This is a genomic window from Xenorhabdus littoralis (assembly GCF_033949345.1).
In the GTDB taxonomy this organism is placed as follows: domain Bacteria; phylum Pseudomonadota; class Gammaproteobacteria; order Enterobacterales; family Enterobacteriaceae; genus Xenorhabdus; species Xenorhabdus littoralis.
On sequence record NZ_VCDP01000067.1, the window covers coordinates 1 to 13,287 of the forward strand.

Here is a 13,287-nt window from a genome sequence, read left to right on the forward strand (position 1 = left end):
GCAGGGCCGGGGTCAGACAAACGTGCGTCACGGCCTGTTCTTCCAGATAACGCCAGAGATGACGGGGGTCTTGACGAACTTCATCGTCAGGGATGACCAGACAGGCACCACCACTCAGCGTTATCATGATTTCCCAGACACTGGCATCAAAGCCCAGTGAAGCAAACTGCAACATCCGGCTGGTTTTCCGGACATCAAGCCGGGTGATTTGCGCCAAAGCCAGATTGACTACCCCCCGATGCTCCACCATCACGCCTTTCGGCGTCCCCGTTGAGCCGGAAGTGTAAATCACATAGGCCAGATGCCGTGACGTTAATCCGGCTATCTGCGGGTTGCTGTCCGGCTGGTCAACGCGGGTATTCGGATCAAGCACCGTTCGTCCTGCCAGTGCCCGCTCACCCAGTGCTGTCCGGCCGATATTATCTGCCAGCACAATAGCCGGGGCGGCATCCATCAGACTCAGTCCCAAACGCTCACTCGAATAGACGGGGTCCAGCGGCACATAGGCACCGCCGGCTTTCAATACCGCCAGTAACCCCACCACCATAGCCGGTGATCGTGACACACAAATCGCCACCCGTTGGTCTGGTTCTACCCCCAGCACAATCAGTTGATGAGCCAGTCTGTTGGCCCGGATATTTAATTCAGCGTAACTGAGCGTTTGCCCTTCATACACTAATGCTGGCGCATCAGGGGTGTTCTCCGCCTGTTGTTCAAACAACTGGTGAATACATGACTGATCAGGATACACAGTTTCGGTTGCATTCCGGGTTTCCAGCAGCAATGTACGTTCAGCGTCAGGCAGAAAATTAAGTTGCCCAACGGGGATTTCTTCACCTATTTTTTTTGATAACAACATTCTTTTTGATAACAATATTCTTTTTGATAACAGCAACCCCTGTAAATGTTCACTCATCCGCAGGATCACGTCCTCACTCAGACGATTTTCATCATAGATCCAACGGAAGCTGTTCTGCGCATTCATCTGGAGTGTCAGCAATTCGCCAGAGGTTTCTGGTTCGCTCATCCTGTCATCCTGTATCACCGAGACAGCTATCGGCCACGGATGGCGGGTTCTTAATGCCGGAATGGCGCGCAGTGAAGGAGAACGGGAAAAGAGATCGCGACTGAATGTACGGTGTTGTGTCAATCGGGCAACTTCATCATTAAGCGAGTCGGCAATCTCACGCCATGTTTTATCAAGTGCCACATCAATCTCCATGGGCACTACCGATGACAGATCGGTCAGGTTATCGTTTGCGCTCACGCTCCAGCCGATTTGGAATGCCGTCTGCTGAGTCAGGCGCGCGAGATAGATAACAAATGCCTGAAGTAGCATTCGCCATGGTTCTTCTTTATCACTTTCGGGGACCGGAGACTGCCAGGGACTCACTGCCCAACGGGGTTCTGCCGACTTTCTGATGGTTTCGAAAGGTAACTGTACGGGTTGTAAAGCAGTAAGACGCTTACGCCAAAATGGTTCACTGGGTGCAAGTGCCTGAAGGGTATTTTTTATATTCTGAGCCTGCTGAGGAGAAAGCAGAGGCAACTGTTTACCTGATTTTAGTTCTGATGTCTCAGCAAATTCTCTGGCTGACAGTAACCGACCTTCAAGGGTGGCAAACCCACCTATCCGAACATCTTCACTGCCGGTCGTCACCTGCCAGGCATCCTCCTCCACACAAATCAACGTACCGGGTTTCCCTTCAGAACGCTGATTCAAGCGCTGAAGCCAAGAAATTTGTACCGTACCCTGTTCCAGTCGCAGTTTCGGGCATCCCAATGGATTGGGGTAATTCTCCCCAAAATCTAATGCCCGTACCAACGCCGACAGAGCTTCCGCAGGTTGATCCCAACACAAATACCCACCCGCATCAGGACGATGCGACTGCGCATAAAAACTCCGTTGCGAGAGATCTTGCGGATAAGTCACCAGAGTGCGATGAGCCAGATTGTTTAACAGTTCAGTAAATCCTTCCTGAGCAGCCTGATAACATTTCAGATTCAAGGAGAAAGCGTTATCATGCTCCTCAATCGATACCGGCCATTGCACCGCAATATTTCCGGCATCCACATTGTCTTCAATACAGTGCCAGGAAACAGCGTAATGTGTCTCCTCAGCTAATAACGCCCAAGAAGTGGCATGACTGCCCGCATAACGAGGCAATGGACTGTCATGATAATTAAATGCACCACTACGGATCTGTTTAATCAATGACGCAGGTAGAATAATGGGATTGACGATTGAGAAAAGCCAATCGACAGGATGCAACATGATTTGTTTTTGTAATTCCTCAACCGAATTCACACAAACAATTCCCTGCTGAATAGCCCATGTCCGCAGAACAGTATCGGTAGATAACACGGCCTGTATGATATGCCCGGCCGCCAGAATTTGCTCAGCACAATACACTGCGAGGGTCGTCTCTCCCACCACAATACACGTTCGTGGTAAAATCAATATGTCATCTGCATTATTATTAGTTATCTTTTCATTTGATATCTGAGAAAATTCTTCGTCTTTAAGAACATTTCCTTTTGTAGCCATGTTACCTTTCATCAATTACCTCAACGAATTTGTTAGTTATTTGAAGACGGTCAATCCTGAGAGCCTTCACTAATGTTTTTTATTTTTGTTCAGTTGGCTGGAGAAGCATGCGACTAATGCATCAGACATTAATCAGGATATTTAGGCAGTACTTTCCATCAGGCTTTTAATGCAATAGCCCGATTAATTGTTATAAAAAGACAACGACACCGTAATAATTCCCCTAACAATAGCGTAAATAATCAACCTGCTAAATTGGAGTAAAATATTCTATTTTTCTCTCTTATTCACCACATGAACAAATTCAATTATTATTATTTTATCTTAGTAAATTAACAGGGGAAAAATATCACCAAAGATTAATAATAATTACACTTTAAGTTATTTTTAAAATAATTAAACAACACAACCAATAAATATTAAGTCACACTAAAAATCATATTAAATATTATGAATGAAAATTAATTTCACCATAATAAAAAACACTGACTGCATAACAATTAATACAATAAAACGCATTCTGATTGATCATGTGTTAAATAGTGGGATGACTATATCAACGCGCCCGGGGATGCGTTTTCTTACCGTCGCACAGCATATTGGAATCTATTGGGCATAGATAAATATAAGCAAATTTCATTAAGAAATGAGGTCGCCTTTCCTGTCTCGTATTGTTCAAAAAAACATACGGTGGATGTCGGAATGAGCCGTAAGCCAGCATCAGAATAAGTATCGGGGTTTTATCGGCATACTGCTTGAGCACAGATACATTTCAAACAAAAAGAAAAATCCGTATAATCCACTTCCTGCAAAGAATCCATATGGAAAATCTACAGTCGATACAATCGGCAATGTGAGAAGTCGCAATGAATCAGAAAGATACCAGAAAAGAGACACTTGAATTCAACAAACTCCAGAAACGCCTGAGGAGAAACGTTGGTAATGCCATTATTGATTACAATATGATCGAAGATAATGATGTGATAATGGCATGTATCAGTGGCGGCAAAGATTCATTTGCGATGTTGGATATCCTGTTGAATCTGCAAAAGGTAGCGCCAATCAAATTTGATGTGATTGCGGTCAACCTTGATCAGAAACAACCCGGTTTCCCTGAACATATTTTGCCTGACTATTTTGAAAGTCTGGATATTCCATACTATATCGTCGATAAAGACACCTATTCTGTTGTTAAAGAGAAAGTCCCTGAAGGTAAAACCACTTGTGGATTATGTTCAAGGCTGCGTCGCGGCACACTCTACTCCTTCGCAGAAAAAATCGGTGCAACAAAAATTGCACTTGGACATCATCTGGATGACATCGTTGAAACACTGTTCCTGAATATGTTCCATGGCGCACGTCTGAAAGCAATGCCGCCGAAATTGCGTTCTGACGATGGTCGTAATGTCGTCATCAGACCATTGTCCTATTGTCGGGAAACAGACCTTATCAAGTATGCAGAACATAAAGTATTCCCAATCATCCCTTGTAATCTGTGTGGTTCCCAAGAAAACCTACAGCGGCAGGCGATCAAAGCGATGTTGGTAGACTGGGATAAGAAAACACCAGGCAGGGTAGAAAGTATTTTCAAATCTCTCCAAAATGTCAGCCCAAGCCAGTTAGCCGATAAAACGCTTTTCGACTTTGTCAATTTGCCATTGCACCGTGAGGGAGAAAGAGAAGAGTATGCGTTCAGCGAAGCGGTAGTATCATCAACCAACATTTCGTTAGCTGACATGTCTGCAACTCACATTGATGAATCAATGTTTATAGATATTACAAACGTTTAAAAATCATACATCCAACTGACAGGAATAAAAAATTGCCGATGCTAAAACTAACATCGGCATAATAATGGTCAATTATTCTGTATCAAACTCAAGATAAGAAAAACTACAATTATGGAGCACAACGTTCATCGCTCAACGTTGTATTCACCTGCGGAAGTTATAGTGCCTTAATTGTGGGATAAGATTATTGATATATCTCAAATCTGTGGCACTATTCGGATAGTCAGTCAGATAGTCAGATAGTCAGATAGTTATCCACTCACCAAAACACCCCGATGAGTTTCAATAGCTTTCATAACCATTTGGTTCGCCTTAACCACCATGAGAAAATGACCATCAGTATAGATAACAACAGGCTGAATAAACCGAACCCAAATTGATACTTATTACCGGGTATTCCGCCTAAGTTGACACCAAATAATCCCGTCAAAAAGGTCGTTGGCAAGAATATCATCGTCAGCAGAGACATCATATAAATGCGGCGATTCATGGCATCTGCCATCATGGAGGTAATCTCATCGGCAAGGACTGCGGTCCGGGCAATACAACCATCAAGATCATCCAAACCACGACCCAATCGATCTGCAATTTCCTGCATTAAACGACGCTCGTCATCACTCATCCAAGGCAGTCGCTCACTGGCTAAACGAATGAAAACATCCCGTTGTGGAGCCATATAACGACGCAGGACAATTAATTGCTTACGCAGCAAGACCAGTTCCCCTCGCCCCGGCACTTTCTGTTCCAGAATGTTGTCTTCAAGTTCAATCAAATTATCATGTAGTTCTTCAATAAACTCATTCACTTCATCCGTAATGGCACTAGCAATTTCAACCAGCCAATGCCCTGTATTTATTGCCCCGACGCCATTGTGTAAATCATCCACCACTTGATCGATGGAGTGAATTTTCCGATGGCGGCTGGAGATGATTATTCTGTCATTAATATAGATGCGGAACGATACCAGATGATCAGGCCGCGCATTATCATTGCGGTTTACCGATCTCAGGGTAATCAAAGTGCCCTCACCGGTGCGCAGCACTTTCGGACGAATACTTTCACCCAATAATCCTTCTTTTACAGGAGATGGCAGCAAAGGCGTATTTATAATCCATTGACGGCTATCTTGATCTTTATAATCAAGATGTTGCCAAAATGGCTGCTCTGCTGTTGCGGGTGAATCATCCCCAAATGCCGTAACACCTCCCTTGCCATTCAATTGACAAGCGTAAATTGCGTTTGAGCCTTTAAACACCGAGCCATAGATCGTTTCCACATCGACTCCTTTTCGTACTGATTTCTCGTACTTAATTTAATGCTTGATGATATACATGGTATGACTATAGGCGACATCTTCAGGATTGGTGATCGGGTATCCTTTTAGCCACGGTTTGATTAATCGGCCATTGGTATATTGGTAAATCGGGACAATCGGCGCTTGTTCCGTGATCATTTTTTCAGCCTGACCGTAAAGGCGGTTTCTTGTTGCATTATCCGTTTCATCACTGGCGGCCTTTAGCAGCGCATCATAATCAGCACTGTGGAATTTCGCGAGATTACCGCTGTGAGTAGATGTCAGAAGGGACAGAAAACTTGATGGTTCATTATAATCTCCGGTCCAAGAGGCTCTGACTACATCAAAATTACCGGTATTGCGGTTATCAACGTAGGTTTTCCATTCCTGATTGACTAATTTTACCTCTACGCCCAACTTTTTCTTCCATTCTGAGCTAATCGCAATAGCGATCCGCTGATTATTTTCTAAACTGTTATAAAGCAGTGATATTTTCAACGGATGCTCACTTCCATATCCAGCAGCTTTCAATAACACCTTTGCCTGCTCATCTAACTCTTGCTGACTCACTGTTTCCTGTCGGCTTTTCTCTGGCTGGAATCCTGCTGTTACATCAGGGGTAAAATTCCATGCCGGCTTTTCGCCTGTCCCGACGATTTTTTCCGCAATCAGTCTCTTGTCTATTGCCATAGCAAGTGCTTGTCTGACCCGAATGTCACTCGTTGGTGCCCGTTGCGTATTGAAAGCATAATAGTATGTCCCTAACTGATCTGGCGTGAAGACTTGCCCCGGAAGATCACTCCGCAATTTCTGGTACATGTTTTTAGGGAAAGACTCCGTAATATCCAGATCATCCGCCAAATAGCGCTTGGTTGCATGGGATTCGTGGTTAATCGGCATGAAAGTGACTTTTTTCAGTACTGTATTTTTGTTATCCCAATAATGCGGGTTTGGTGTCAGGATAATTTTTTCATTCACGACCCTTCCCGTTAACATGAATGCCCCGTTACCAATCAAATGCCCTACCCGAGTCCAATCGTTGCCATATTTTTCAACGCCCTGTTTATTAACCGGATAAAGGCTAAAGTTGGTTGTCATACTGGGAAAATAAGGCACAGGACGATTCAGGGTCACTTTTAATGTATAAGGATCGATGGCTTCCACGCCGAGCGCCTCTGGTGGTAACTTTCCATCAATAATTTCCTGTGCATTTTGCATGCCTGATAAAGCAGCAAACCAAGAAAAAGAAGAGGCATTCGCTGGATTGACCAATCTCTGCCAGCTATAAACAAAATCAGAAGCCGTGACACCGTCACCATTAGACCAGTGTGCATCCTGACGTAACGTAAATATCCACGTTTTGTTATCTGTTGTCTTCCAATCAGTGGCAACACCGGGACTAGTCTGACCACGGGCGTCTTGATTCACCAGCCCTTCAAATAGATCACGTAAGACTTGAGCCTCTGTCAAACCGAAAGATTTTATTGGATCTAACGATGCAGGTTCATTTTTCAATTGACGAACCAATTCCTGACGAGAATCTAGCTGAGTTCCGGCAGGAACATTTGCCGCAGAGGCAGAAAAAGACAATCCAGCCATCAATAATACGGAAGGAAACAGCGTAACTTTATGCATAATTTTTTGCCTTATGGATCTAATAATTATCCTAAAAGTAAATCATAAGACATTGTTAATTAAAGGGAGATAGAGTATTTCATGAATATTACATCTATTTTTGTGGGCAAGATCGCACTATTCCTTTAAACTGACGGCGCAGTTTACTTTTAGAGGGATAAAACCATGACACAAACAGTTAAGTTTCAAGGTAGCGATATCACCGTCAACGGAGATTTTCCACAAGCAGGTCAGAAAGCCAAAGCATTCACACTGGTCGCTAAAGATCTTGCTGATGTAACATTGAGCCAGTACGCAGGTAAACGTAAAGTGCTTAATATCTTCCCAAGCATTGATACCGGTGTTTGTGCCACATCTGTCCGTAAATTCAATCAACTCGCCAGTGAACTGGATAACACTATCGTCCTGTGTATTTCAGCGGACTTGCCTTTTGCCCAGTCTCGTTTCTGCGGTTCCGAAGGTCTGTCTAATGTTGTGACCCTTTCGACTCTTCGTGGTGGTGAGTTTCACGAAAATTATGGCGTCGCGATCAATGAAGGCCCACTGGGTGGATTAACTGCTCGTGCTGTTGTTGTTCTGGATGAGAATGACCAAGTTATTTATAGTCAGTTGGTTGATGAAATCACCAATGAACCTGATTATGACAGCGCCTTATCAGCATTAAAATGATTGTTTTATTATTAAAATAATATTAGTGCTTTGTTTCAGCGCAGCAAACTAATTGTTTTATAATAAACTTTACTTTTTGACAGCAATGAGTTGAACGATTAATGAACTGATTGCTGTCAATTTATTTTATATATATCTACAAAAAACATCTCAGCTATTCCGCTACCAAGAGCAACCTCTCAAATTTCCCGTCAAAGTTTACATTCCATGTTGTATAAAAAATATCTTTAAATCAGATAACTCCATCTAAGATGCATATTTTTCAACCACCTCCCATTCAATCATAATATGATATTTCATAATGGTACTATTTTGTGAACCAAATAGAAAAAAAGTTATAATTATGTTGAATAATAATTTATCATGTGAAATATTCATCATGAATTAATAACCTATGAATATTATTAGGTTAATTGTAGTAATTTGAAGTCATAAGATATTTTGATTCATCACCGAACCTTCATCTAAAGGCTCATGCGGTAGCTTTGCTTTCACAAGGAACTTTTAATGGAAAAAATCATTATTGCTCACTCTTCTCTGGGTGATGACACATTAATTTTTAAGTCATTAAAAGGAGAAGAGAAGCTATCAAATATTTATAGTTTTGAGGTGGAACTTTTCAGTGAAAAGAAAGATCTTGATATAAAATCATTACGAAACAAGCAGATATGTATTGAGATAAAAAATCCGGAAGATATGTCAGCAAAATCACGCTATCTGAATGGACTGATCCGTGAAGCTATAATTTGCGACTATTATGATGGGTACTTCTATTTATATAAGATCATCGTCCAACCAGCTTTGTTTACCTTAACTTTAAACAAAGATTTCAAGATCTGGCAAAAGAAAACAGCCCCCGAAATTATCAAAGATATTTTGGATAAACATAAAGTAAAGTTTAAGAATGAGCTTAATTCAAAATATCAATCACTAGAGTATTGCACTCAATACAAAGAAACTGATTTCGATTTCCTGAGTCGTCTAATGGAACGAGAAGGAATTTATTACTATTTTCAACATAGTGAAAGTGACCATACGCTTATCCTGGCTGATTCACCACAATCCCATTCTGCTCTGCCCGGATGTTCATCCATTGAATATTATCCAAACCATTATCCACCAAGTCATAAAGACAAGTGCTATCTGTTTGATTGGACGGTAAGTTATTCGATCACACCCAAACTTTATACAATGAGTGACTATAACTTCCTTAAGCCAAATGCCCAACTAAAAGAAACACAACAAAATCCAGACTCCTCTGTACCCACAACAGAATTATTTGAGTGGCCGGGAAATTATACGGAAAATACGCAAGGTCAGTTTTACGTCCGAATATTACAGCAGTCTTCTACTGCACAGAGTCAGTATATAAAGGCAAAAAGTATACACTCAGGCATTGCACCGGGTCACACCTTCAAATTATCTAAGGCATTACGCGATGAAGATAATGATGAATACCTTATTGTCAGCGCAACGTATGAATTTTATGAATTATCTCAATTTATTAAAGAAGATGCGTCTGACGATATTAAACAAATACTCAAAACTGAATTTACAGCCATTCCAGCCAAAGTGAATTGGCGAGCTCCTCGTGTGACACCATGGCCGATCGCCAGTACGGAACAGGCGATTGTAGTCGGGGCGAATGGCAAAACCATATGGACAGATGAATATGGCCGGATCAAGCTCAGGTTTTACTGGGATAGAAGTGATGCGAAAGACGATAAAAGTTCTTGCTGGGTAAGAATATCCAGCAATTGGGCCGGCGCTAAATTCGGTACAGTACAAATCCCCAGAGTTGGCGAAGAAGTGATCGTCAGTTTTATTAATGGCAATCCTGACGAACCTCTTGTTGTGGGACGCAATTTTAACAAAAATAATATGCCTCCTTGGGAATTACCGAAAGAAGCCACCAAAACGGGCATAATGTCACGTAGTCTGGATGGTGGGAAAGATAATGCCAGTTACTTATTTATCGATGATGCCCAAAGTAAAGAGTCCTTTGAATTACATGCTGAAAAGGATATGAAAATCTCTGTGGAGAATGATCAGGAAATCACCATTGAAGGTGCCAGTACCACAGAAATCAAAAATAAGCAGAAGAGCACTGTTACCAATGGCAAGGAAATCGAAGTCACCAGTGGCGGCATTAAATATACTATTTCTGATGGATATAAAGCAGATATCACTGGTGATAAATCAGAAAAAATCAGTGGTTCTTATAAATTGGATGTTGGAGGTAACTTTACCGAAGGTATCAGTGGAAATTACAAACTTGATATTACGGGTAATAAAAATGAATCCATCACAGGAAGTGCTGAAGTAAAAGCAAATCAACTGACTTTAAAATCCAATACTTCTATAGATATAGATACCACAGCGAAAATTTCTATAAAAGCAGCGCTTATTCAATTAGGTTAATCTGTTTTTTATTTGTTGATGATATTCCTGTCATTATGACTTAATAGTCGAAGAGAAGAAGTTTGTAATATATGAAAAAAACTTGTCTATAGTAATTTTTCTATATTATATAGCCCCCTATTTATTCAGAGGAATCACTCAGTCAATATTCCTTATTTAACCCTATCATGGTCAAATTAAACTCTGATTAAACCAAACAATGATTAAATTAAATTCAATCCTTATTACATAATATTTTTATTTATAAAATAAACAAAGACATACCGTTTTCTCATAAAATGGTCTGGACTATCCGGGAATTTCAATGAAAATCATTAAACCTCTGCGCTTAAGTATGCTTTATCGCCCTTATCGCTGGTTGAAAAAGAATTATCTTGGGGTATCCATTATGGCTCTAACTGATATGAGTCCATCCCCCCGCCTGCGACCTGAACCTGAACTCTGGCAGCTTGCAGAACGTGAATTGAAAACCTGTAATGGCATCATTGATCTCGCAATGCCCAAATCTCGCGCTGAATTTCTCGCTACCGGTTATGCTTATACCCATCACCAGACAGATAAAACATCGTGTTCTGCACGTATTCAGATAGATCGCTTAGACAAAACACTGATTGCTTTCGGTGATCGCCACTGGATTAATGATACTCCGTCAAAGCCCCAAGAATTTGAACAGATGCGACTGGATTGGAGCCGCTCTTTCGGTGGAAAAAATTATGATGAGAACCCATACGGTATCGAATTCATTCCGGAAACATTAGAAAATGGCGTAGAGATCCGCTCATTACCTAATATTGAATCCCTGCACAGACAATTGCTATCACCACAAGATACGCCAAATCCTGCCAGCTTTTGTCCGCTGGATTTAACGTGGCCACGCCGTTTTACCCGTGTCGGGAAAAAATACGATAAAGAATGGCTGGAAAATGAGTTTCCCGGCTTTTCCAGCGATATAGACTGGAGGCTGTTTAATGCGGCGCCTCGCGATCAGTGGTGGGAACAATGTGAAGAACTGCCAGAAAAAGCCACATGGCGCATCTGGAATATGCATCCTGAAAAACCTGTTCAGGAAGGAACTCTGCCACCATGGCAGGCACGTTGCTTCATCAGACGATTGCGTGTCGATGAAGAGATTTTCGAAGAAATAATAATGCGCAATACGACAGTGTGGTTTTTTCCTCATCTAGAACAAATGATCCTAATTTGGCATGGTTGCGCGCATGTCAATGAAGATGATGCCAGCGATGTTTTGCAAATGCTCTCCGCAATGGAACTGAGCAATGAGCCGTCTTCTGATAAATGTACTGCACAGCATTATCTCCGGATACTCAATCAACGACTGGATAAGGAAAAAGGGGCATTGTACGCTTTTCGGGAAAAAGATCTGATTCCGGAAGAGATCATTGGCCCATGGGTAGATACCGAACAGCCTGATAATGATAAGCGTCACAGCCCATTAAGCGAAAATTTACAAAATCGGACAAAACGCCTGCGTGAGCAGCAACGTGAGCGCATGGAAAAATATGGAATAGACATCAATACGTTATTTTCGCCTGATACTGAGAGGTCCGTTAATCCTAAACCCGATGAGCTGCCAGAGTTTGTGGATAAAATAGAACAGGATGCGGCTCAAAAATACGCTGAGGCGGAGCTGACCAGAGCAGAACTTTGCGCAAAAGCGAAAGAACAAGGTATTGATACCGAACAATCTGCCATGAAAAATCAGCTCAGGGGACCACAAAATATCCATCAGATAAGGGATGTACTGTACCAGCAGCAGCAACAAATGGGGCTTAGCGATCAAAAGTTAGCTCAGATGGAACAATCTCTGCACAAAATGTATCTTGCTTCTGTACTGTCACAAGGCCCTGCTCTGCGTTTAATGGGGGATTTATCACAAATCATTCGTAAACATGCCCAACGGATCATGCATAAAAACCGTGATTTCAGTGATATGGACTTTACGGGAGTCGATTTTTCCGGCATGGATCTGCGGGGTGCCAATTTTACCCGTACCTTACTGGAAAGCGCCTGTTTTAATAACAGTCAATTGGATGGTGCTGATTTCAGTGAAGCCATGCTAGCCAGAGCTGAAATATGTCATGCCTCTCTCTATAACGTAAATCTGGATAATGCCAGTCTGATACAAGCAAAATGTGTAGAAAGTGATTTTTCCGCTGCCAGTTTCAAAGAAACTCAGATGCAGGAAACGTTATTTGATCATTGCCGATTTAATCATGCTCTATTCACAGATTTATTCCTGCAAAAAACATTCATTGCACATTGTCGCTTTCAACATTCGCAATGGCAAAATTGCACTTTTCTGGAAATGTCCTTGCCTGCGCTTAAATTCAATCACGCAAACCTGAATAAAGTTTCCTTTATTCAGTGTGAACTAGAAAAGGCTATTTTTGATCACGCCAGACTTGATAGTTGTTCATGGGTAGAAACAAAGGCAGAAGCCATCCGGTTCCGATCTGCCAAACTACTGACCAGTGCGTTCACCATGGACAGTAATCTTAATCAGGCAGATTTCAGTTACGCCACATTGGTAGAATGTAATTTACGCCAGATGCCTCTGATTCAGGCTACTTTCCATGGCGCTACACTTCATAACAGCGACTTAAGCGAAGCTAATTGTCAATTCGCTGATATGCAGTATCTGCATACTGTCAACAGTACATTCATCAGAACAGATTTTCGAGATGCACTGTTGAATCATGCCAATCTAATGGGAGCTTTAATGCAGAAATGTAGCTTTAATGGTACTGATTTGCGGGAAACCAATCTTTTCCGCACCGATATGTCTCAGTCAATCATTGATCATTCAACCTTATTTGAGCGGGCCTATATACAACGTACCAAAACGTTGCCTAAACGCGATCAGGAAGTGATATGAGTACGCTGATGACGGCCTAAGCATGGAGTACGCA

General features: G+C 41.9%; 7 protein-coding genes. 4 read left to right on the top strand and 3 right to left on the bottom strand.

The genetic code is table 11. The features are described from left to right. Window positions 1–2,548: AMP-binding protein (locus FE394_RS15580; protein ID WP_319927279.1), on the bottom strand; the 2,548-nt coding region annotated here is incomplete at its 3' end. 866 nt (window positions 2,549–3,414) lie between these two features. Here FE394_RS15580 and ttcA point away from each other — a divergent pair. Beyond that, on the top strand, window positions 3,415–4,338 hold the full coding sequence (ttcA, locus tag FE394_RS15585) for a tRNA 2-thiocytidine(32) synthetase TtcA (RefSeq protein WP_319927280.1): 924 nt from the start codon (window positions 3,415–3,417) through the stop codon (window positions 4,336–4,338). Between the two features lie 292 nt (window positions 4,339–4,630). Here the strand turns inward: ttcA and zntB are convergent, their stop codons facing one another. Further along, entirely contained in the window at window positions 4,631–5,614 is a 984-nt protein-coding gene (gene zntB / locus FE394_RS15590; protein WP_319927281.1) for a zinc transporter ZntB, read from the bottom strand. A gap of 36 nt (window positions 5,615–5,650) precedes the next feature. Then, on the bottom strand, window positions 5,651–7,267 hold the full coding sequence (locus tag FE394_RS15595; RefSeq protein WP_319927282.1) for a peptide ABC transporter substrate-binding protein: 1,617 nt from the start codon (window positions 7,265–7,267) through the stop codon (window positions 5,651–5,653). Window positions 7,268–7,432: 165 nt separating this feature from the next. Between FE394_RS15595 and tpx the strand changes: the two genes are divergently transcribed. The 3 genes from tpx (at window position 7,433) to FE394_RS15610 (ending at window position 13,253) form a co-directional block, all read left to right on the top strand. Then, entirely contained in the window at window positions 7,433–7,936 is a 504-nt protein-coding gene (gene tpx, locus FE394_RS15600) for a thiol peroxidase (RefSeq protein ID WP_319927283.1), read from the top strand. Between the two features lie 507 nt (window positions 7,937–8,443). Continuing rightward, the gene (locus FE394_RS15605) at window positions 8,444–10,357 is read left to right on the top strand and encodes a type VI secretion system Vgr family protein (RefSeq protein WP_319927284.1); all 1,914 of its coding nucleotides are present in this window, start codon (window positions 8,444–8,446) and stop codon (window positions 10,355–10,357) included. A gap of 304 nt (window positions 10,358–10,661) precedes the next feature. Then, window positions 10,662–13,253 (top strand): DUF2169 family type VI secretion system accessory protein, encoded by a 2,592-nt coding sequence (locus FE394_RS15610; RefSeq protein WP_319927285.1) that lies wholly within the window; start codon window positions 10,662–10,664, stop codon window positions 13,251–13,253. The last annotated feature ends 34 nt before the right edge of the window (window positions 13,254–13,287 follow it).